The sequence below is a fragment of the Phocaeicola massiliensis B84634 = Timone 84634 = DSM 17679 = JCM 13223 genome, assembly GCF_000382445.1.
GTDB lineage: Bacteria > Bacteroidota > Bacteroidia > Bacteroidales > Bacteroidaceae > Phocaeicola > Phocaeicola massiliensis.
Genome location: NZ_KB905474.1, coordinates 128,549 through 152,717 on the forward strand (window position 1 = coordinate 128,549; position 24,169 = coordinate 152,717).

Here is a 24,169-nt window from a genome sequence, read left to right on the forward strand (position 1 = left end):
AAGCCTATTTTTGCAGTTATCCTTAAAATAGTCTAAGAAACATGATATGAATACATAGCATTGTTAAGTGCACTATATTTAAATGAATGAAGGGGAATATGAAAAGAAGCGGAACATTAACAACACCGGTTACGGGACTACTTATAATTGTCCTGCTGATGGGTATGGAAATAACCAAGGCACAAAGTTTTTTCCGACAGACAGGAATCCAATTATTGACTAAACAAGAGGGATTAAGCAATAATACCTTGACCGAAATCCATCAGGACAAAGACGGATTTTTATGGTTGGGAACAGATGTCGGCCTGAGCCGATACGATGGAATACACTTCCACAACTACAATTCGGCAGACAAAGAACCATATTCCATTACCGGCATTTATGAGACTTCCGACAAAATGCTTTGGTCACGGATAGCGAACATGAACAGGTTATCGTGTTTCAACAAAATGAAAGGATGCTACATGTCACTTTTATCGTCCACCCCGGAAGTGCTGACAGACATTTTGGACTTATGTGTGACAAAAGACAAAATATATGCCATCACCTCACAAGGAGTGGCAGAACTGAAAACCGAATATGAGACAGACGAAGTAAGCATTACACCTAATCTACTGCCGAATATAAAGGGGATTCCATTCAAATTCTATGGTTGCGACAATAACCTCTATATACTTACCCGCGAAAACAAACTTATACTCTATAATCTGACAGAAAAGAAAAGTGAATCTTTGGACTGCGCCGAACTAGGAATTACTAATGCAGAAGATATTTGCAATATACATATATATAATAACTACTTATGGATTTGCAACCACAACAACGGAGTAATCTGCTATGACACAACCACAAAAGCTACACGCAAACTGAACAAAAGCACCCCCATAGTGCAGGATGCATGTATCCGCGATATTATACAAGCAGATGACACAACGTTTGTAATGGCATCAGGCACCTCGTTGGCTTTGATAAAATTTGAAAATAAAGATTATCTGAAAGCTCCCTTTAAAACCATCGACCTGATTGAAAATGACAGTTATTACGAACCTATCATCAAAAACAGAATTACCCGCATTTATCTCGATAAACAGAACCAAGTGTTATGGGTCGGCACCTTCGGAAGAGGACTGCTGAAATTAAATCTGCTGGGAGATAATGTAAACCGCATCCAACTGGATAACGACATAAGATCTCTCAATGGAATAGCAGAAGACAGCAACGGATTTATATGGCTGGCCACCGACAACAAGGGGATATATAAAAGTCAGACAAAAAACCTCTCGCCAAATATACAGTTCGTACCATGGGCAAAAGCGGAAAAGAACGGCAATTACTGCTTGTTCAAAGACAAAAACGGACACCTGTGGTTTGGAGATGAAAAAGGAAATATTCTCCTGATGAATCCCACTACCAATGAAACAGTCTCCTTTCATCCCCAACCGGAAGCAACAGAAAACCAAGTTTCTGCCATTAAAATACTTTTCCTCAACTCGCGCAACGACTTATGGATTGCAACGGAAAATGCATTGATAGTATACGACTATCAGGGCAAAAGCTGTTTGGCATATATGCCTTATACAAAAGAAATTGAGAAAATAACCGCCATTTGTGAGGATGGAGACGGCACCATGTGGCTGGGAACAGAAAAAGGACTGTTTCAGGCAACCCGAGAAGGCAAAAAAGTGACACTGAACGGAGGATACGAACAAAAGAGCAGTCTGACTCCGGGTAAAGTTATGACTATCTATATGAATAACTACAACCAACTATTCGTATCATACGCCAACAAGATTATACAAATAGACGGAAAAGAAAAAAACGTTGTGTCTACCATGCTTCTTAACCAAGACCTACCCAACGGACACATCGATTGCATGATAGACGACAGAAACGGCAATACATGGCTGGGCACCAACTCGGGCATTATAACAATCAACAATAAAAATAACTCTTTCTACTTATATGCTTTTCCGGAAAACTACTATCAGGTTTGCCGGCTGAACAACGGAAAATTATTGTGGGTAAACTCTACGGGGCTGCTTTACTTTGATCCCCGGATGCTGAAAGAAACTTCCAGCAAGCATAAATATTATATCGCTGACATCAATGTAAATTATAATAAGGTGGAAATAGGCGAAAAAATAAACGGACAAGTTATTTTGGACAAACCGGCACATTTAATAGACCGACTGACCTTGAACTACAACAATAACAATCTCGTGTTTTATTTGAGCGACTTGCGTTACAGCACTTCCTCCAATAAAGTGGAATATCGCCTGCTGCCCAATGATAGAAAATGGCATTTCGGTGATTATGACCAAGTGAGGTTGAGTAACATTGAGCCGGGAGACTACGTACTCGAAATAAAGCCTTCCTATCCGATGGAAGGAAATGAACAAATCACCCATATTGCCATCACTGTAGGTAAGTATTGGGCCACCACCGGATGGGCAATTACCGGCTACATACTTATCATTATGGGAAGCATATTCCTGACTTGGCTCTACTTTAACAGCAAAGCACTGAAACGACAGATGTATAAAGAAAAAGAAGTGCGAATGAAAGAACGTCTGGAAAATAAATCCGGAAAAACCAGACGTGCCGCTTAACAAAAACGATGCGTTTCAAAAAGTACAAAAACGACACGTACAAGAAAAAAGGTGAGCGCGGTCCTATTCAGCATGATCAAAGCCCACCGTTTTTCTTTCACTTGAACCCTCTTTAAATGGCTTTAAAATATCATTTAAAAGCCATTGCAGATTCAAAATAATTCACTATCTTTATGCAATGTTAGGCTGCTATACCTGACACCTCATCCGGCTTCGTGTACAGCATCATGTCTGTATATTTAGCTTGATAGTTTACGCTTGCACTAAACTCCACTTTCCTGCATTCCTTGAATGGGCTGCCGACAAATGGGTTTCGGTCCATCCAGTCGCACAGTTCTAAAATGGAAGACTTGTTCGAAGTGAAATACACGAACGAATGCCCTTTCAGAACGGTTAGTACATCCAGATAGTCAGCCAGACGCCAGAACATCTTGTAAGTACCCACCTCGGTGGAGAGGTACGGCGGATCAACCAGGAACACCACACCCGGAACATCTTTGTAACGTTTGAATACTTCCTTGTAGTCTTCGCTGGTTATAGTCAGTCCTTCCAGATAATCCTTTGCTTCGGGATAGTCTGTCTGCCGAATCCTATTGTAAATGGCTTCTTTCTTCATTCCTTCCAAACTGGTCACATATTTCATGGCGAACAACAAGGATGCGGAAACCGTGATATAATCCACGTAGCCGTGCTCTTTTTCTTCCCTCTCAATACGGGCAAACATTTTATCGCGAATCTCCCCGGTTATACGTTTGTTTCTGGGTTCCCCTTCAGCTATCCGACGCAAATCGGATAACAGCACATTAGTGGCCGGGATATTTACAAGTCGGCAGCGGTAGTTGTCGAAGTCATTATACACAACGGTGGCATCAGACCTGACACATTTGGTAATATGTGACAGCAGGCCCGAGCCACCAAACAGGTCCACAAACACGGTGCTGTCCGGGAACTGTCCCAGCACCTTGATAAATTCCCTCGCAAACATGCGTTTCTGCCCCACGAAAGGAAGCGGGGCGGACAAATACATCTTTTTCATTTCATTCTGCTTTAAAACGGCCGCAAAGGTCCCCAGAATAAACGAAAAACAGCGGGGAACATGAACTGTTCCCGCTGCAAGACATATACAGCAAACTACACGTTCAACCCGAAGCGGACCGTCTCGTCACCGGCGATCAGCGCACGGGTGCCCGGGATATTATTCTCGTAGATATGTACATTGCCCAGGTAGAGAGTGATCGACTTCAAGGGAAGTTCTATCTGCCGCGCCATCAGGTACAGGTGGTAAATATCGGAAGGCAGCCCGAGGTTCGCGTCACTGCTACGCTGGTAGGCGGATAGAACCAGTTCACCGCCATCTAACTGGAACTGTACCAGACTCAAACAGGGTGCCTGGTTGCTCTCGGCACCGGTTTCGCCCAGGAAAAGCACGTAGTTCTTGCTGTTGCGCCTCTCCCGGTTAATTTTCGCTATCAACGGGGGCAGCTTCTCGAAATAGGTCGGGTAACTGTTCACCAGGATGGAGCCGCAATAGTCCCACCAGTTGATGCCGGCCTCCCGGTACTTCTCCACGTTGCGCTCACCCTGCATAAATAACTGCAACTCGCTGCGGAGCTTCTTACGGGCGATATTATGCCCCTCGAATATGTCGAGCAGGTCCGCCGGTGTCAGCGAGAGCTGCTCGTTCAGAAGGTACTGTATGTTTCCCTTCTTGTTGGTCTGTGTCTTTCCCGTGGCAAGAATCTTGTCCAGGATACGGTAATACTTGTTCATAGCCATTTCCTCCTTCTAAATTTGAAACACCCTAAAGATAAGGGGAAACGGCACTCCCTACGGCATAAAACAACCCGTTCACACTGCAAGCGTCTTGCAGTCGCTCTGGAACCGTTTCACCAAGGCATAAACCTTGCGTTCGCTCACCGAATACTTTTCGGACAATACGGCCACAGCATACGAGACTTTTTCACCTTGATCGAGTAGGCGGGTATAGTCCGCGTACAGGTCGATATACCGGGCATCTTCCAGACGGATGCCGGCCGCCTGAAGCCTTTTCAACAGCTCCCGGTTAAAGTTTAATATCTCAATCACTTTCATACAACAAAAAAATTATATCTTTGCATCGCCAATCATTTTTTAGACAACAAAAAAAACGTCAAACCGTGACAGAGGGTATTTGCCCCCGGTCGCGCGGTTTGGCGTTTCATGTTTATAAAAGTGATTGGCGTTACTTTTTAACAGGCCGGGGGCTTTTTTCTTATCCTCCCCCGAAGGATTTATTCCACCCGGTACTTCTCCGGATCAAAAGCGTCTTTCTTCCTCCAGCCGTCAGACAGCGTGTCCTGAACATGCTTCATGGCTTTCGTGTAGAAATCGGTCAGTTCCTCCAGTGTGACGAACTCCCGATATTGGGGAACCTCATCCGTACCGAACTTGAATGTCACGGGAAGCGTAGCACCACCAGTCTGTACGGCCAGATCATACGCTGCCTTATAATTGAACTGGTTTTCACTTGACAGCCATACCGGCATACCTTCATAGAGAAAACCGGAAAGTATCTCACGGTCAATTTGCTCATTATACCAGTCTGTAATGACGGACTTTATAGTATCCATGTGAGGTCTGCCGACAAAGCTTTCCTCCATATAGGAAGCGGATCCGTCTTCACGTTCCTGCACATCCCAGCGGATGCGCCATCTGTTGCGTGCCGGGCTCACGCACTCGATCAGTCTTATCCCGGATGTTCCTTCTACCCGTTTCATGTAAATATGTATTTAGTTCGACCTTTGCCGAAGGTTTCCGTCTTGATGGTGGTTTCGAACGGGAAGCCGTCCGGCATTTCCTTCACTTGCAAGAGGATGTTCTTCATCTCCTCGCTGTTGGTAAAGAACTTTTTCGGTTCGCCGTTCATCTCAATGGCCACGATACAGCGGTCCTCGCCCTGTTCGGTCTTGATGCCCGTCTCAAAGTCCTTCACAATAATCGGTAAGTTTACCAGTTCCCGGATGCTTACCACCACCCCGGGAAAACGTTTCTTGCCGTCCTCCGGCTTGTAGGAAACGTTCAAGTCTTTAAATGATCTCATGTCTTTGCCTGTTAATTTTTTAAACAACGTATGACAGTCGGCGTGCTTGGCCATCCCGTAGAACGACGCTATCAGCTCACGCCTCCTCCTTCTCGATTTTACCTCGTGCATTTTTCGGGCGAACTTCTGCTTGATGCGCTTGCGAATGCGGACATGGTCCGCACCGAAAGTCACATACCCCAGAAAGTCGATGCCCTCGCCCGGCGGGAACACGCGCTCGTTCCCCTTCACCAGGAGACCGGCACACTCCATGCGCCCGTGGACGGCATCACGAATCTTCCACAGTTCCGCTTTCGTTTTACCCAGTACGACGCCGTCATCACAATAGCGGTAGAAATGACGCACGGCATACCTGTCCTTCAGATAATGGTCCAGATACACAGACAAAAGCAAATTGCCCAGCCCCTGCGAGCTGCGCAGGCCGATACTCAGACCTTCAGGCATCAGGCGGACAAAGCTCTCCAGCATGGTCACGAGCTTTGCGTCCTTGAACACCCGGCTGACGCAATACATCACAAAATCCTGCTTCACGCTCTCGTAGAATTTGGTGATGTCAAACTTGTAACAGTAACGCGTACCATCAGGGTCCTCGGCCATGTCACGGCGGACATACGCCAGGAGGTCGTGCATACCCCGTCTCTTGATACTGGCGGAGGTGGTACGGATGAAACGTTTCCGCAGATGGCGGTCCACCACCGCCATGATGGCATGCACGGCGATGCGGTCCTTCATCGGGATCACCTGGATGCGGCGCAGCTTGCCGCCCTCGATGATCTCGCGTTCACGGTAGTCCTTCACGCGGAAAGTACCGGATGCGATCTGCGCGGCCAGCTCCTCCAACACCTCGGGCTTATGCGCGAGCAGATAGCCCCCCTGGCGGCTGCGTTTACGCTTGCTGCCGCGAAGGACCTGCCGGAAGGAAGCCTCCATGTTGGAAGGCTCCACGATCTCCTCGATGATATACCCAACCCTGCGCATAAATTACTGTTTATTGCTTTTAATACGGGGCCTTCAATCCCCCGGGCCCGGCTTCTTCGAACCGTTTCCGGCCTACCAAACCCTACCCGACACTTTATTTTTCAGTTTTCCGGCCCTTGCGGACCGCTGTTACTGCGGCTTGCCCCCCTCGGCACCACGGTGGGGACAAGTCCCCGGTGTTGTACGCCGATTAAAATTTCCTTTCGATTGTTGTTCAGACGAGAACCGATGTTCGTGTTCGTATTCGAGGAATCGTTGTTCGCATTCGACATCGAAACACCGCCATTCGGGTTCGCGTTGTTGTTGCCACGATAGACCACACGGCCTATGGGGAGGCGCCACCTTTCAAATGCAAAAGTACTATTTTCAAATTATTATTTAACAAACAGATACAAAACCTGACGTCAAAAAATATTTTTCGACGGGCTGACGCCCGTAATGAACGGCGTTCCCCTGCTCGGGGAACACCGGACGTTTTGTCGCTTCGCTCCCGCTTTGACGCTTTACGCGGCCGATCATGCAACCTCGCTTATCGCTTTAAACGCCACGGCGCTCGACGCCTTAACGAGCCGGCCGCGGAAGGCCAGACGAGAACCGATGTTCGTGCTCGCATCCGAGGAATCGGAGTTCGCATACGACATCGAAACACCGCCATCCGGGACCGCGTAGCTGTAGCCACGATAGACCACACGGCCGGAGGCAGTGGATATGTAGTAGATGTCGCAGTAATTTGTCGAGGAGGAACCCGAAACGGAACCCACCGGAATCACGTCCATATATTTGCCATGCGCCACGGCGGTAATCCAGATACCGGAGCTCACGGAACCCTTAACCAGGCGGGTACTGCCGTCAGGCATCCAGATGCGCCACTTCCCGGAATTGCCCGTGTCATTAGGGAGGTCCACGCCGTCCATCATGTCATATTTATGACCATAGATGTCCTCGTAGCCAAGGCAGCAAATATTATTCACCTGCGTAACCGTGGCCCCGCCGTAGTCATCCTTCTCACGGTACCACGCATACTGGTGGACGGAGTTTTCTATCAGGCTGTTCGTCACATTAGGGTTGATTGAGGAGGCTTCCTCGTAGCCGATCGTGTCCGTCATCCCGCGGCTGGCAGTACCACCCGTAGTACGGTTGTTCGTGTGAGAGCCCGCGCCGCATTGTTCCTGGCTGTCACGACGACCGTACTTCGCGTAGAAAAGATTCGCGATGCGCGAGTGCATAAGGGCATCAATCTGCTGCATACCGCGCTGGACACTGTAATAGTGAAAATCAGCCCAGGTCATGCTCGCCGTAGTGCTCCCGCCGGTAATGCAGGCGCGAAGTTTGGAACCGACAACACTGCTGCCCACAACGGCACACAAGTGCTCGTCATTAGGCACCCATTCGGGTTCCATATCCTCGATCCTGTCACTGTTAGAAAGGACAACCTTATCGAACTCTGCCGTGTTCAGAATGGAGAAGTGAAGAGCAGTGGCACCCTCCGGAACATCGGCAATCAGGTACATACCGGCCTCGAACTTGTTGCTCAAGGTAGGGACGACGATTGAACTGATGACCGTGCCGGAATCGTCTGTGAAAATGCTTCCGACAAGGCTTGTACCGGGAACGCTCGGGAAACGCACACGCTTGTAACCGTCCACGTTCACCTTGCATACCGAATACGTACTGTCAGTACTGTAGCTGTTCGAAAGCGTATCCTTTCCGCTCATGATCTTACGACCGGAAAGATAACCGCCACTCGTGCCCTTAATGTCGTCAAGCGTAAGGACGTCAGCATCCGGAACGGAAGGCATGTTATCCGAACCGTTACTGCTGTAACAGGAGTAATGCTTGCCGTTCAGGTAATCATTGATACCCTTGCTCCAGAAGAAGGGCTCGTACATCATCCAGTCACCTTCAGTGCCGTCCAGTCTGGCAGCCGTGCCGTCGGCGTACTTGTTGCTGTCCGTGTCGTCCAGCGGGTAGTAGGTCATCTCACCGTCCAGGTTGTTCACCGTGGTATCAACGTTCGCCATGTTCACACCCCGCGTCGTCGCTTTTTTAGTCACTTTAGCAAGTACACGGTGACGCTGCTTCAGGATGGCGGAAATATGACCGCTCACCTCATACGCGTTGTCATACTTGTAGCCGGTACCGTTGTCAAGGTTGCTCACGTTCGCGTCATCCGATACCTCGTCGTCGAACTCGATCATCGTGTATTCCGGCTGCCGGATATTCAGTTCCGGGAAGTGCGCCTTCAGAGCGCTGTACGTATCGTCATCAATGTAGCGCGTGAGCTGTACCGTACCCACCAAAGCGCACGTGTCCGTAGTATTGCCATCGGAATCCACACCGCCCATCCCGACAAACTTATTCAGCCACGTACCGTCATCCTCGCGGTCAATACCGGTTACTCTGATACGTTCCACACCCGTGCAACGGCCCAGCAGGGTTTCCCAGTCAATACCTGGACAACTGTCAAAGATGAAGGTCTTCACCTTGCTGTAGCTTTCCAATGTCAGCCCGCCGGTGGTCAGTCTGCCCAGATATTCCAGACGGAGGCTGGTCAGTGTACCGGGAAGGTGGAGCAGCGTCACGGGAGAACCCTTGGCTAGCACCACGCTCTGCACCTGCGTACCGCGGGTCTCAAGTTCTTCCAGCTTGGTCTGCGCACTCAAATCCAGCTCGGTACTGGTACTTCCCCCGGTTTTCGCCTGTGCCTGGTTACGAAGGTTGAGTTTACGTAGCTGCTTGCAGTTGCCGATGTTCAACCACCAGCCGGTACTGCCGTTGCCGGAACTTTGAAGGTTCAGTTCGCGCAGCACGGTACATTTGCCCAGGTCGAAAGCGTTTTTCAGGTGGTCGGCGGCCCCGCTCATATCCAGCACCTTCATACGGCTCGCGCCATAAACCCTCAAGGGATCGTTCACCGTATAGGCACCGGTGATGGAAAGGCTCGCAGCCGCATCTTTCTTGATGATGCCGGTATTCCCTATATTCGGACTGTTGTTCGTACCGTAGCCGAAAGCATAAACCTCGTTGGCCGTAATCTTCAGCACGTCGGGGGTGTCAGCAGCCGTACGTGCCAGATAGAGGTCGATGTTGTCACTGGTGAAATTGCTCGTGCCGTACTTGGCATCCAGAAGGGCGAAACGATTACGCACGAAATATTCACGGTGCGCACGGTTACTGCCCTGAAGGGCGTAGATGAACGGCCACACCTTGCCGTACATCTCCTGCGTGGCGGGCAGGATGTACTTCAGCTCGCCGCTCTTGTTATAGGCACGGTCGCACCAGTTGCCCGCCTGCTCCACGTTCAGCATGTCCAGGACACGGCTGGTGGTAAGTACACCGCGAAGAGCCTGCGCCTGTGTCTTCAGGTCAGCGTCCAGGTTGGCCAGAACGAGGTTCCAAAGCCAGCTGTCACGGCCTTCAAAGGCATATTTCCCGGCCTCGGCATCATAAGTGTCGCGGTCGGTGGTGTAGTCATACACCAGGAAACAGTCGTTGCGTTTTCCCATCTGGGTATCACCGTCGTAGTAGGTGATGTACCATATCAGGCCGTCCCACGTGCGCAGCATCATGTTCTTCGCACGCTGGTCAACGGCAAGGAAATAGTCCGTCCAGAGGTAATACGTCAGCAGGAAAGCCTTGTCGAAATAGTCACTTATCTCGTCCCTGAACTTCTCGCTCTTAAAAGTGGAGAGGTCGGCGCTCGTCGCACCGTCCGGAACACACGAGCGTATCCATGCGTACAACCGTTTCACGGCCGTACGCTGCGACTCGTCAAGGCCCGCCCATTTCACATCATCCGGAACGTTGGTCTCGGCACCGGCATCAAACACCTCCTCCAGATGAGCGTCACTTGTGGTCTTGAAAAGGCACATGGCCTCGGTATTGTTCAGCATTTCCAGAGTGAGGGGACAGGCAGGATCGTAACCCTCCACGCCACTAAGGCCGAACAGGTCGCCGCTCTTGCTTTTCTCGTTGTTGAAGTTGTACTGCCCCACATAGTCGTTCTCGCCGTCCTCCGCAGCCGCCACAAACATGTCGATAGGCACACCGTCGATAGCGGTACGCACGGTGACCGCGTTCAAATCGCTGCCGCCCGTCTCGTACTGGTAACGCTGCGGAGGGGTGAGAAGCCCCATCTCCTTCAGCACGTCGTTGAACAGTTTGGCACCGCCTGTGTTCAGCGACATGGACGAGTCGGAATAATCACTCTTCAGACAGATCAGGTTCATGGCGATGCCACCGGGACGGACGGGATATTTCTTTTCCGCCTGCTCCTTGCCGCCAACGGTGAAGCTAAGGTTCGTGCCGCCCTTGCTGATATAGATACGGATGTTCTTGCTCGGATATTTCGTGGAACTGGTACCCTGAATACGGATATAACAGTCACGAAGCACGAAGTCGTATTCGGATCCGAAAGGGGAGTAATAGAAGATATCAGCCGAAAAGTCCGTCTTCTTGTTGTTCTCGGCATACACGTCATCGAGCTTGTTCTGGCGCACGATACGCAGCACCCCCTTGCCCTTGGCACGCAGCTTGTCCATATCCACAGTGTCGGTATCACCCAGGATATCGTTCTCTTCGTACAGCGCGATCATCTCCTCACCGTCCACACTGTCCACCATCCGGTTCTCCAGTTCCTCGTCGTCACTCAACCGGCGGGTATAGATACGCACGCTCTTTACCTCCACGTCCGCCCCGGCGCTGTCAATGGTGATATATTTCGGATTGTCCTGGCGGAAGCTGAAGGCGTTGTCGTAGATGTCGGCACCGGTACGGTTGCCGTCCACATAAAGCTCCATCAGACGGCTCTCATTGCGGGTACCCACCATGAGGGCCACCTTGATCCACCGGTCTTCCACATAATTCGTGCCCAGCTTGATCTCACGCTCCACCAGCTCGTCGTCCTCGTTGGTATAGGACACTTTCTCACCGGTCTTGAAACTCGCTTCCGAAGGGGTGATATAAAGCCCCTTGCCACTGTCGAGACAGTCCACAACTGCGGTATCGCTGTCAGTGGGATTGCTTACCCGGAGGGTCAGTTCAATGGTCAGCCCCGTACTTTTCACATCGGTGGCAAAGGGCCGGTAGCCGATGACGGCTTTCGCACCGTTGGTCAGCTTCAGCGCCTCACCCGTCCAGCCGTTGCTGCTCCAGTCAAAACCCTCGAACGTGGTCTCCACGCCGTTCGACTCCCATGTTCCGGGGTTACTCTCCCCGTTGCTGCGACCCGCCGCGTCAAGCTTGACCGCTAGGCCGTAGGTGGCCTCGCTGATATCGATACCGCTCTCACCCACGTCGATGCGCAAAGTGTACCCGGTCGGACCGGCTTTCAGGACAAGCGTCTGCGTGCCTTCCTCGGTAAACCGGTTACTGTAGGTCATCATGCTGCGGGAAGCGCTCACGGTACTGCTCTTGACGCCGTTTTTCCAGAACTCCACTTCAGCGGGCACACGGTCGGGATCATAGGCCACCCAGTCGAAAGTGAGCTTCTCGTAGCGGCCGGCTTCAAGGACCGGCTCCAGATGCTCGTCCCGTCCGAGGACATGCCCGTCGGCATGAATGAGCTTCAAACCGATGAAGGGCGCGCCGGTTCCGGCCTTCAGCAGGTCGATATGGATGCTCTCGCTTTTCAGCGTGAGGTCGTCAGTTTCCATCTCGGCCACCAGCTGGGCGGTATGCCGCCCCACGGACAGGCCGGTCATGGAAACCTCGAAACTGCCGTTCGTCGTGCCGCTGCGGGTGACCGTATGCGCGTTCTGCTGTACACCGTCCACGTACAGGCTGACGGTTTTCGTGCCGGTACCGCTCACGGCGTAGGGTATACTCGCGGAATCATAGGTACCGTAACCGCCGTTCTGGATGGTGGCCGCCAGGTTGTAACCGCAGGAAAGGGACAGGGTGACGCTCTTCACGCTCACGTACGCCTGCTTCTTCTGCGCCTTACCCGTGGTGGGATCGGTAGTCTCGGCAATGACGTAGATATCGCTCGTGCCCACCAGCAGGTATTTGGTCAGGTCAAGGGTATAGGTACCCTTGCTCACTTCCTTCAGCGAGGAGGAATAAGTGGTGGTCGTCCCGCGCTTCACCTGGATGGTGACGGTCGCTTTCTGTCCGGTACTGCTACCCTTGTCATCACCGCCGGCAACCTGGTGGTCATAGGTATAGGTAAGTTTCACCGCTCCGCCTTCCTTCACGGTTTTCTTGTCGGTCTCGGCAAGCAGCACGATCTTGGTGGTGGAGGACTCACCGCCGCCACCGCTGCCGGCCGGGATGTCAACGCTCGCGATCTCCGCCCCGCTCTTGTTGGTCAGCGCAAGGCGGACACTGCTCTCGTCGTCGCTCACTTCCGCGCTCATGCCGAACACGGTACCGGCTTCCACCTCCTGGAATTTGGCGGCGACGGTCTTGTTCTGGACGGGATTGGTACTGTCAGCATCCAGGCTCTCGTCCACTTCCAGCTTGTCGATGGTCAGATCCACGTTGCCCTCGCTGTCGGGAACTTTCTTCTCGCCGTTCACCGTCAGGCTCTTCATCGTTCCGGCACCGCCGAAGTCCTCCCAGCTCGCCTCCTGCTCCCAGCTCGACAGACTTGTCCCCACGAACTGTTTGGTCTCCCATTTGCCCTGCGAGACTTCATAGGTGATGCAACGGCCCTTGTAACGGTATTTCTCATCCACGGCACCGATCGCGGAGGAAAGGACATAATAACCGCTCTCCAAAGGGACTTCCGCCGTCACATTATACGTGTTACCGCCACCACCCGTACCACCGGGAATATCAACGGAGGCAATCTCCGTCCCGGTCTTCCCCAGCAGGGTGAGTTTCACCGTGTCGTTCTCCTCATCAGGGACGGCCGTCATGCCACCGACCAAACCGTCGTTCACACCGGCGGCGGCATCCTCCGCCTGTTTCGCAGCCGCGGATGCCGCTGCCGCGGCGGAATTTGCAGTTTCAGCAGCCTGATTGGCGGTACCGGCCGCATCAGACGCCATACCCGCAGCTTTATTCGCCAAAGCCGCAGCATTATCCGCTTTCGTGGCAGACGCATTCGCCGTGGCAGCGGCATCATCGGCCGGTTTACGCAAAAGGGTAAGCGGAGCACTCACCAGCTCACTGCCGCGAAGGGCGGGGAGACTTTTGATATTGTCAAGGGAGCTGACCTCCACAAGTTCATCAACGCTCTGGCTCTCGGCCTTGATAGCGTTCAGGATCTCCTGTTTTTCCGCATTTGTCATGGCTAATCCTCCATTACCCTTCTATCTGTTTCACTATTTGGGAATAACAGCCCGGAGTAAGACCGGTAACAGCTTCCTTTATCAAAACCGCATCCTCCGATGTCAGATCCACATCCGCATCGGAACCCATAATCCTCATGCAAAGACTGTAAGCATGTAATTTCTTTTCATTATCCGTCTGAATATTACCGCTCGGACGGAAACCGGTACCGTTGAACAGGCACTGGGAGACTATGACTCCCATACACTGGGGTTTCTTATCAATCAACAGCACGCTACCGTCGAAATCCTTAAAATACACATTAAAATTTACTTTCATATCCTTTATTTTTAGATATATGTCATCTTAACGACAATTCCATTAACAACCTCAAGGGTATAGTTATAAGTTATAAAATCACTCTTTACAGCCCACTGGAAGGTACCTGAAACACCCTTTCGGTAACTGTATGTCCCATCGCTGGCCAGGCTCCATCCCGTACCGTAATTGTTCGACAGGATATCACCACAATACACCGCCCCGTTCACATGCACACCACCGTCAAAATAGCCGGCATAAGTATTGGCACTGATAGGATAGCTCTGACCAGAGGACTTGCTGGAGGCATAGATAGCGGCACCACCCAGATTCGAGCCTACGGCCTTGACACCGAACCGTCCCTGCGTGGCGGCATTAAAGGACACATCCACAATACCCTCCATGTCCGTTTGTGAGACACCAAGTTTCAGACTGCGGGAATCATTGCCGAAATAATCACCGGCTTTCCAGTACAACCGTCCGGAATCAATCGTAAAACCGCCGATTTTACCCTCATAGGCATACACTGTACCGTAAATCTTGGCGTTGCGCGTCTCAATACTACCGTCTTCCAGAATCTTGAAATTATCATTAGCCGTAACAAGCCCCTCCAAAGTGATATTATCGCCCTTGATTTTTACGCCGTCACCCCCAACACCTACAAGGGATTTCAAATTTCCATCACCGTCAATGGCATACAACCCGGAATATTTGGAAGTAACCATCAGGCCGGTCTCTTCCAGCAGGTTCTCGTCTTTGTCGAACACCGCCGCCGAAATCTTTACCAGACGCTCCGACTGCTCGAAAAGGGTTTTATAACGGTGTGTCAGGGATTCCACACGGTCGGTGCTCAATATGAGCATATACAGGTAAATATCACCGGTAAAACTCAATTTAAAATCACCTGTACCGTTCCAGAGTCCGCTACAGGTGTACTGTACGTACCCGTCGGTCGCGGACAGTTCTTCCTCCACCTCCATGCTGTTGAAATTGGCAAAGCCTGTCTTATCCACACCCACAAACTCCACACGCAGCGTGCCGGCCTTGGCACAGCGGTAAAAGAAAGTCAGGAACACCGGGACGGCTTCCTTCTCCCCACTGTCATTTTCAGGCATGGAGGGAATACTTTTCAGGTTCTCACGTTTCTGGAGGATGTACTTGTTACGAATCCGGACAACCGTACGGCCGTCATCCTCGGTCACGCTCGCGCTGTCACCCTTCCTCGTCAAGACGTTACCGTTCGCCCAGATCCACCGGTTGCCCACAAGGAAGAACACGGTCTCGTTCTCCGTGTTCCACTTCATAAGGCCGTCATCAAAGGCGGGGTTATTCAGGTAGCCGCGCTCGGTGGCGAAGTCATTCCGCAGGGCGGTGACGGAACTGACGATTTTCCCCTCGACTATCTCGAACTTCGTCTTGATATCCTCGCCCGTTACCAGAAGGAACGTACCACGCAGGTAGGCGTTGTCGCTGTACAGGCCATCACCGTGAGGCTGGTTGTCTGAAGGGAACCAGTCGTCACTGATACCGTCAAGGTTGCCCAGACGGGCACGCAGGCAGCCGGTGAAGTTCTTCGCCTTCACCACGTCCATCACGTCCACACGGGGCTGCCCGTCCTCGGTGGCGGAGATCAGGATCAGGTTCTGGCGCAACGGATTCTCCGTGTTGCCCATCAGCACGCACTCGTCACCAGCCTCCGGAAGGGAAGCGCCGAACTCGTCCTCGCCCACGATGATGGAACCACCCTCCACGCCGGTCACCTCAACCCAATAGCTTTTCAAATTCCCGCCGCTGAAGGTCTGGCAGCGCATGAGGTCATGGGCCACGAAAGTGTTCTCCTGCTCGAAGGTGATCCTCCAGTAACCGCCCTCAAGAACAGCGGTCTTTATTTTCCCGTTGGCGGCACTGACACAAAGCTGGCCGCCGACGCTGCGTACCTTCTCGATAAGCAGCTCCAATACTACCATGACCTGGCGTACCGTCAGCTTGTCGATGGTCAGATGGGACAAAGCGTCCTCCATCCAGAGCCGCCAGCCCTCACCGAAAAGACCGTCCACGAATTTCGGACTGCGAAGAAGCTCACGCACGACAAGGGTCAGCAACTCGGCATTGCCCTTGTCATCAATACCCGCATTATCCTCCTGTCCGAAAGAGGCTCCCGCTTCGAAGGTGATCTTCCCCTTTGCACGGTCATTCTTTTTTTTGCTGATGTGTTCCGCCTGGCTTCTCCGCGCAGAAAAAAGATTGTTGTCCGTAGGCAGTGTCTTGTCCCAGCTACGGATAATGTCAGGAAGCGCGGTACCCTCCGCCTTTGACTTCGTATAGTTTTTCAGTTCCCCGATACTGTCATTCACCCGTTCAAACGCACCACTATGCAGGGCATCGCTGATCTCGATGTCCATCTCCCCGGGTTGGTTCACCTTCCGGGTAATTTTCGTGATACGGCTGCTGCGATAACCGGTTTCGGGGAAATACTCCTCGCTTTCAAGTCTCACACGGCGGCCTACGGACAGGGAAACACCGTTCTCCTCAATCCACACATGGTCAGTCGGGGCCTTGTAAACGGCAAGATCCTGCCAGTGTTCGGTATTGAACTGTTCCACCGCCGTAAGAAACTCCTCCTCGGCAAGCGGGTAATATTCGTCCGGCATACGGATATTCCAGAGAATATAACGGTCACCGGATTTCGGGACAAGTTTGCCGCCGGGGAGTTGCGTGTCATCATCATAGGGCCATATCGTAATAATCTCGAACTCACGGGTGGCACTGTTGAAATTCACCTCGAAACAGTGGTCCTCACCCTGCCCCAGTCCGGAAAGGTCACCGTCCTGGAACGATACACGTTTGGTCTCGTCGGGCAGCTCGTAATCGTTCGGATCGAAGTTCAGGCTGTCGTCCCTGAAATAATAGACCGTGAAAGGGTTGCCGTCGTCATCTTTCACATCTTCGCTGCGCACACTGCTGACAGCCCCGATCCTGCGGGGATAAATGCCGCTGAAGGCGTCTTGCTCGTAACGGTCATAGATGCCGTACTCCTCCGTATGTATCTCGACATATTGCCTGCCCCCCGGAAGCATCAGGCGGCTATGCCCGTATTTTGACGGATCTATGTTCCGCGTGCTGCCTACCGGGAACAACCGGGTATAAAAATTGTCGGTACCCGTCGTGTCGCGTTCGATTCCGGTCAGTCCCTTCCCGTAGCCCAGCGTTATTTCCTCGCCATGCTCACACCGGCACACGTTCACGGTCTGGCCTTCCACCCACCATTCAGCCTGCCCGCCGACCGCTTCGGCTATCTCTTTCAGGGCTTCGTTGCAGTACTTCCCCTCGTAATCGATGACGATAAGGTCCGTACCGTCCACCCGCCCCACTTTCCAGTCGGTGGTGTGGTTCATTCCGTCATTGATACACTTCACGATCATGGCCACGTGTTCACGCGGAGTCGCTGTCAGCGTGAACACAGGCTCGGTGTTCCCGTCGGTGGTCTCCAGCACAAGAAAACGTCTCACCAGGCTCTCGATGCCGTAAAACTTCAAATCATATACCCACTCCTGGCCGCTCTTCTGCTTCGGGGCGTACCGTTCGGTCAGCCAGTAGCGCTCACCCTCAAAGTCCACCCGGTCATTCACGTCCAGGGCGATATATTCGTAATGCGTGAAAGAGAGTGTCAGGACATTGTCACCCTGTACCTCCTTCACCTGGGTGGAGCTGTCACCCGCCTCTATATCGGTCCGTCTGTTGCCGTTGCTGTCATAGATGGTCAGCATGTCTGTATCTTATTTAAACGTCGTTTGAATAGGGTTTGAATCACATTTATATGACCGGGACAGGTTCCCGGAACTTCACCTTGAACTTGCCGGCGTGCACGCCTTCCTTCCAGAGATAGGTCAGAGGCTGGAACTTGCTGCAATCCGTATATTTCACACGGAGAGTCAGGGCAAGTTGGGGAAAGGAAATCTCAAGCCACCCGTCACGGCCTTTCTTCAGGAAATTGATGAACTCGAAATACTTCTTCAGCCAGCCGGCCTGCGTTTTGCCAAACAGGGCGAAATGAAGCGTCACGTCACGGGCCTCATTCCTGGGCGTCAGCACGGAGGAATATTTCTCCCCGTCCTCCTCCCGGATATTCACGGCCGTATCCGTTTTCGTCTTGCTCGGGGTCAGGATGGCGGTCAGGTTATCCATCCCGCCGCGCTTGTCCTCAACGAGGAACACCCCGTATGTGCTCCAGATGTCGGTACCGTTGACAAGTACCAGACCGCCTAATATCTTTTCCATATCATTTGCATTTTACTCCGTCACGATTGATTTTACGAATCTCTTCCTCTATTTTGCCAAGGTGCGACGCGCTCGTGCCGGTGTTCTCCTCGATACGGGCAAGATGCCCCTCGGCGGTGTTCATCTTGTCGATGACGCTCTCCATCTTCTCATCGATGCTCGACCAATGTTGCAACCCGCTGGTGAACATGCCGTCCAGTTTTGTACCCTGGTCCTGTGTCATGGCTGAAAAACCGCCGGTTTTGGCGCTCTGGCTCGTACCGCCCGAGTTATCGTACCCGGTGGCCGCGGCAAGATTGTCACGAAGAGCGACGGCTTCCTCGACATACTTCATGTACTCGTCCTGGAGAGCCTTACGCTCGGCTTCTGTAAGGTCATTGTCTTCCATCGCCTTGCCGAATTTCTCCCACCAGCCTTTCAGCTTGTCGGAATACAGCTCACCGATCTTGTTTGACAGCATCGCACGCATGAAATACTCGGATATGTCCTCCGCCGCGGCTGCGGCATCATACTTCATATCCATCAGGTTATCCACGAAACTGCTGTACATGCTGTCAAAGGAAATACCGGTGAGACCTTCATACAGCTGGTCGGTAAGTTCCTCCAGCTTGCCCGCCTGGTCGATGTAGTCATCCAGCTTCTCGGTCAGACGACCTCCATATCCGCCCTTGCCGGTATCCTGGATCTGCGTCCACATGTCCACGTTACTGCGCAACTTCTTCATCTCCTCCGGACTTAGGTTCCAGATGTCACCGTTCCAGCTACGCCCGATCTGACCGCTCAAACGGTCAATCTGTTCCTGTGAGAAACCGCCCCAGTAATAATTCCAGCTGTGATGCGAACCGTGATAGCCGGCCTGCGACATGGCCATGTCCAGATAGTTCGAGTTCGTCTCCTGCTGGAGCCTGTAGGCATCCCGGTAGGCGGCCACGGACTTTGTACCCTTGCTCGCCTTGATCTCCTCCGTCAGGTCCTCGATAGCCGTCTGCAAGGTCTCGTTACGCTCGGTCAGCCGGTCGATGGTTTCCTGGACCTCTTTGGCATTGCTTGAAGTCGTCCAGGAGGAAAATCCGCCCCAGGTCAATGCGTCGAATATCTTGCCCACACCGGAAAGCAGCGATTTTCCGATAGTCACAAAAAGATCACCGGAAAGCACATCGTCAAGAATACCGCTCACGGCATTGAACACCGCGTCGAGCAGGCCACCGATGACCACACTCAAACCATCCTTGAAAAGGTCTATAATACTTACAATCCAGCCGACAACAGGCACATCCTCAAGTGTTTCGGAAACCTTTCCGAAAGCCTCGCCCAGTTTGCCGTCCACTTCCTTGGCACCTTTGCCGAGTGTGATCAGGCCATTATACGCCCCGCTGATACTGCCGGAGGCAATCTGCTGCAATCCGTCCCTCACATTCTCCATACTGGTCTTCAGACCGGAGGCAGTATTCGAGAGGGACTGCCGGGCACTGTCAGCCGTTTCCTGCAAGGCGTTTATATTCTCACTCGCGGCATCGGCATTAGCCTGCGCCGTTTCCAGGGCTTGCCGGGCGGACTCCTTCTCCTGTTCGGTTCCGGACTGTTGCGCCTCAATGTATGATTTCTGGGCGGCAATGAGCGCCGTATAGGTGTCCGCATACACCGCCTGTGCCTCCTTCAGGTCTGAAAGGGCTTTCTGGTAGGCAGTAACCTCGGCACCCAGTTTCTTGAAACTGACCTTGCCGGAACCGCCCAAAGCCCTCTCCATCTGCTGGACGGCAGAGACAAGCGCGTCCTGACTGGCATGGTCGGCATTTCGGAACTCGTCAGTGAGCATGTATTTTCTGGCATCCGCCAATACAGGCTTTATCATATCGGAAAACATCCCGCCGAATTCACCGAAGACAGTACCCCAGTCAATACGGGCTTTCAGTTCCTGCACTTCGATGCCGGCAAGTTTGCTGTCACGTTCAACACCGAGAGAGAGCTTCTCGCTGCCGGATGTCGTCTTTTGTATCTTTTCCGCATATTCGGTCGCGATGGCGAGTTTCTTCTGCTGGAAGGTGCCGTAGGCCTGCAAATATTCCTGCATCACTCCGAACTCTTCCCGATAAGCTTCCGCTATTTTTTTCTGTCGGCCGGACTCGTTCAACTCACGGGCCTTGTCTATTTCGGACTGCTGATCTTCCGACAGCGAACCGGACTGCCCCGCTTTCGCGTTGTCACGTTTCCAACCGGCTTCCTGCTTGGCTATTTCATCCTTGCGTGCCTGGTATTCATTGTCTATCTGGCGCAGCTTCTTCTCCAGCCCCTCGGTCATCATCTCAATCTCCGCCTCGTCATTCTTCCTTTGCAGCCCGACGAGTTCCTGGCCCAGCTTTTCAGAAACCTGTTTGCGGCGTTGGGCTTCCTTCTCCGCCTTGTCCGCCTTCTTCCGTTCGGCCTCGGAATCCTTATCCTCACCGGGCTTGACCTTGTCGTACTCCTTTTTGGCGGTATCGACGGCATCCTTCAGTTCTTTCGCCTTCTTCTCAAACTCCTCACGGGAAAGGCTGTTGGACGTTTCCTGAAGAAAGGCGTTATAAGCCTTGAGCGCGTCCTGGTATTTCTCTTTTGCCGCAGCCACCCAGTCAGTGCTTGAATCCGTGGGCAGGTTACGCCGGTTTTGTTCCGAAACCAGTTTGTTCAGCTGATACTTCAGTTCGTCACGGGAATAAGTTCCGGTAAGATTTTCGTCACCCTGCGTAATCTTTCCGTATTCCTTCTCCTGGACAGACATCCGGGCAAGCAGGGTTCTACGCTGCTTTATCTGCTGTGCAAGGGTCTCGTTACTCACACCGGTCAGGTTTTCGAAATAGGCATTTACCTCGTCCTTGCGGATTTGTCCGTTCAGGCTCTTGCGTTTTCCGTACAGATTCTGAAGCTCTGCCTCCTCATCCCTTGAACGTGCGGATTTCTGGACATATCGGGCTCTTTGCCGCCCGTAGCTGTCCTGGTAATATTCGGTTGCCAACCGGGTCTTGCCTTCAAGTTCTTTTATCCTGTCATCCACACGTTTCAATTCATTGGCGGGATTGGATATGGACTCACCGGCTTCCAATCGGGCTATCTCTTCCTTGATTTTCTTGATATTCTTCAGTTTCTCATACTCGGTGTCGTATTTGGAGAATATATCCGGATATTTCTGTTCCAGCTTGTTTAGCGCCTCACGCCGGGCATCCGTGGACACGGCTTCATCCCCGGCAATGGAACACAGCTCCTCTATTTTGCGCCTGTGCTCTTCCTCGGCCTCTATGGTTTTCTGCTTCTGCTGCTGATACCTTTCCTCGGATTCCTGCAAACGTTCGGTTTCCGTCTTCATGGAGATCAGTGCCACGGCAACACCGGCAAGCAGGGTCGCAACCAGCACATAGGGATTGGAAAGCATGGTCCGGTTGAGCATCTTCTGCGCTTTCTCAACCAGCAGGAGCCAGTTGTAATGCAACGCCTCCGCAGCCACCGCCCAGCCTTTCACGGCCGTGACTGTCATGACGGCGGTCCGGTACACACCATACGTGCCGACAAGCCCGAGCAGGATACGGCCGAAACGTTCGTAATGCTCCACCATGTAGGAAACACCGGAAAGCGTGGTGTTGATGACACCTTCCGACTGCTGCCCGATTTCATTGAACATCATTGAAACGGCATCCTCTATATTGGAGATCTGTCCGGTTATCGTTTTGGATTGTGCCTCCATCAGACCACCGAATTTTCCGCCCTCGTCCGTCAGGCTCTCTATGACCTTCTGCACTTCGGGAAAACCGACCTTGCCTTCCTCCACAAGCTCCTTCACCTTGCTTTCAGCCACGCCGAACTGCTTGGCCAGTTCGGCGATCATAGGGATGCCCCGGCCGGTGAACTGGTTCAGGTCCTGTGTATAAAGCCGTCCCTGGGACATGGTGGTGCCGTAAAGATAGACCAGATCGTTCAAAGGGATGGAAAGTCCGGCAGCGATGTCACCCAAGCGGATCAGCGTCTCGTTCACTTTCTCCGCTTCAAACCCGTAGGCAAGAAGCTGCTTGGCACCCTGCGCGACATCCTCCAGGCCGAAAGGAGTGGTCGCGGCCGTATGTACCAACTGCTGCATCAGGGTGTCGGCCTTCTCCGCACTGCCGAGCATGGTCTGAAACGACACCTCCAGCTGCTGGAACTCGCCGCGTACCTTGGTGATGTTCGACACCAGCTCCTTGATAGTAAAGGCGGCTGCCAGCTTGCCGACGGTGTTGTTCAACAGGGAACCGCTCCTGTCAAGTTCCCGGATCTGTCTGTTGGCGGACGATGCCTGCTGGGACATCCGCTCGATCTTGCCCACGGCCTTGTCAAGACGGGCGCTCAAATGGTCCACCATAAGGAATTCTATTTGTACCGGTTTCATCTATTTTAGCTTGCTTTGAAAAAATCCTACTATTCCATCCGCTTCATCCTCGGCGCTCCGCTCATCCGCAGGACCGGAAGATCCAGACTTGTCACGGATATACCGGGGAGCGTCACTAAGCATCATGATCAGGGTCTGGTAATTCACCTTGTTCAGTATATAGTCCACGCTCCAGCCGGTGGCACTGGCAATCTGCCACACAAAACCGAAAGGGCTATGGGAGCCTTCATAACGGCTCTTTAACTCCCCTTCTTTCTTTGGCTCAGTCTCAAGCTCATCGGATTCGTCCGCTCGGCTGATCTGATAATAGGTATAAAAGGGTCGGTACCCATCAGGCTGACAAAACGCTTGATCGCACCCACCAGATAACGCTGTTCCATGAAGTTCCTTATGAGCCATGCCACCGGGCGCAAAAGCACGCGGCGGCTGAAAGGACCACGACAAAGGGTATAGGCCACCATACGGCTCACCGCCTTGCCGTGAGAGGCCAGAAACTGCATTTCCTCCTCCTTGCTGAACCCCCACATCTCCTCACTGGTGATCCCCATCGACAAATATGTCCGGGCAAAAAGAATCTGACCGGACATATAAGGCCGCCTCATGGTCACGCGCAGCTCCAGCGGGGATTTCCTGAAAGGGATATGAAACGCTTTCAGCGGGACGCTCACACCGATATCCAGCAGCGCGTCCGCACCCTCACGCTGGATCTGCTTGATGACAGCTTCGTCCATACGCTACTCCTCGGCCGGGTTAGTGGAAGCAGCAGCGGCAGATTCAGCAGAAGGCAGTTTATACTGTTTCCACTCTTCCGGGATAGAATCCGTATTGAATACGCCATAGGGCTGGGAGCCGTCTTCCGGCATGGCCACTTCCAGCGTGCATTCGATTTTCGCCGTTTCTGTCAGGGTCAGCTTGCCGCCGAGATTGGAAAGTAGCGTGCCATTGGGAATCAGGATGCTCTGCCCCGAAACAAGGGCTATTTCCCACGGACCGGTCAGCAACACGGCTGCCGTCGGGGCCGTCCAACCAATCGGGGTTTTCTTTTCCGAGTCCTCTTCCTTGTAGTGCATGGTACCACCCAGCAAGCTATGCAGGTTTTCGTAGTTCAGCTGGATAACGTTGAACGTGGGGGCGATGCTGCCATTCGACTGGGGAATGATAAGCACCGGGGTTCCCGGCACCTGCTCCGCCTCGATTTTGGCGGATTCGGGTTTCTGCCCGCCCATGTCAAACGAATTCTTCTCTATGTAACCCACCACAAAGTCCTTGTATTTCACGGCACCGACGCCGTACATGAAA

General features: G+C 52.5%; 14 protein-coding genes. 1 reads left to right on the top strand and 13 read right to left on the bottom strand.

Annotation, left to right across the window (positions count from 1 at the left end):
* The first annotated feature begins 98 nt into the window (after nt 1–98).
* On the top strand, nt 99–2,609 hold the full coding sequence (locus HMPREF1534_RS03065; RefSeq protein ID WP_005943901.1) for a ligand-binding sensor domain-containing protein: 2,511 nt from the start codon (nt 99–101) through the stop codon (nt 2,607–2,609).
* 181 nt (nt 2,610–2,790) lie between these two features.
* On the opposite strand, the gene HMPREF1534_RS03060 is transcribed toward HMPREF1534_RS03065, so the two are convergent.
* The 13 genes from HMPREF1534_RS03060 to HMPREF1534_RS03005 form a co-directional block, all read right to left on the bottom strand.
* Nucleotides 2,791–3,645: a DNA adenine methylase gene (locus HMPREF1534_RS03060; RefSeq protein ID WP_005943904.1), complete on the bottom strand. Its 855-nt coding sequence runs from the start codon at nt 3,643–3,645 to the stop codon at nt 2,791–2,793.
* A gap of 95 nt (nt 3,646–3,740) precedes the next feature.
* Nucleotides 3,741–4,385: a thymidylate synthase gene (locus HMPREF1534_RS03055; protein ID WP_004326020.1), complete on the bottom strand. Its 645-nt coding sequence runs from the start codon at nt 4,383–4,385 to the stop codon at nt 3,741–3,743.
* A 72-nt stretch (nt 4,386–4,457) separates the two neighbouring features.
* Nucleotides 4,458–4,700 carry a hypothetical protein gene (locus HMPREF1534_RS03050; protein ID WP_004326021.1) on the bottom strand — a complete coding sequence of 81 codons (243 nt, stop codon included), beginning with the start codon at nt 4,698–4,700 and terminating at the stop codon, nt 4,458–4,460.
* A gap of 179 nt (nt 4,701–4,879) precedes the next feature.
* The gene (locus HMPREF1534_RS03045) at nt 4,880–5,365 is read right to left on the bottom strand and encodes a DUF4376 domain-containing protein (protein WP_005943907.1); all 486 of its coding nucleotides are present in this window, start codon (nt 5,363–5,365) and stop codon (nt 4,880–4,882) included.
* Entirely contained in the window at nt 5,362–6,666 is a 1,305-nt protein-coding gene (locus tag HMPREF1534_RS03040) for a reverse transcriptase domain-containing protein (protein WP_005943911.1), read from the bottom strand. Before HMPREF1534_RS03040 ends, HMPREF1534_RS03045 begins: the two co-directional genes overlap by 4 nt.
* A gap of 515 nt (nt 6,667–7,181) precedes the next feature.
* Nucleotides 7,182–13,901: a leucine-rich repeat domain-containing protein gene (locus HMPREF1534_RS03035; protein ID WP_005943917.1), complete on the bottom strand. Its 6,720-nt coding sequence runs from the start codon at nt 13,899–13,901 to the stop codon at nt 7,182–7,184.
* 13 nt (nt 13,902–13,914) lie between these two features.
* Complete coding sequence (locus HMPREF1534_RS03030) at nt 13,915–14,220, bottom strand: hypothetical protein (protein ID WP_005943920.1); 306 nt, start codon at nt 14,218–14,220, stop codon at nt 13,915–13,917.
* An 11-nt stretch (nt 14,221–14,231) separates the two neighbouring features.
* Nucleotides 14,232–17,966 carry a hypothetical protein gene (locus HMPREF1534_RS03025; protein ID WP_005943923.1) on the bottom strand — a complete coding sequence of 1,245 codons (3,735 nt, stop codon included), beginning with the start codon at nt 17,964–17,966 and terminating at the stop codon, nt 14,232–14,234.
* 46 nt (nt 17,967–18,012) lie between these two features.
* On the bottom strand, nt 18,013–18,477 hold the full coding sequence (locus tag HMPREF1534_RS03020; protein ID WP_004326780.1) for a hypothetical protein: 465 nt from the start codon (nt 18,475–18,477) through the stop codon (nt 18,013–18,015).
* Between the two features lies 1 nt (nt 18,478).
* Nucleotides 18,479–22,870, bottom strand: a complete 4,392-nt coding sequence (locus tag HMPREF1534_RS03015) for a tape measure protein (protein ID WP_005943926.1) — start codon at nt 22,868–22,870, stop codon at nt 18,479–18,481.
* A complete protein-coding gene (locus HMPREF1534_RS21075; RefSeq protein WP_007750682.1) occupies nt 22,871–23,071 on the bottom strand; it encodes a hypothetical protein in 201 nt (66 codons plus the stop codon).
* Nucleotides 23,072–23,109: 38 nt separating this feature from the next.
* Complete coding sequence (locus tag HMPREF1534_RS03010) at nt 23,110–23,601, bottom strand: hypothetical protein (protein WP_004327425.1); 492 nt, start codon at nt 23,599–23,601, stop codon at nt 23,110–23,112.
* A 3-nt stretch (nt 23,602–23,604) separates the two neighbouring features.
* Nucleotides 23,605–24,165 (bottom strand): hypothetical protein, encoded by a 561-nt coding sequence (locus HMPREF1534_RS03005; protein WP_005943929.1) that lies wholly within the window; start codon nt 24,163–24,165, stop codon nt 23,605–23,607.
* Nucleotides 24,166–24,169 lie beyond the last annotated feature (4 nt).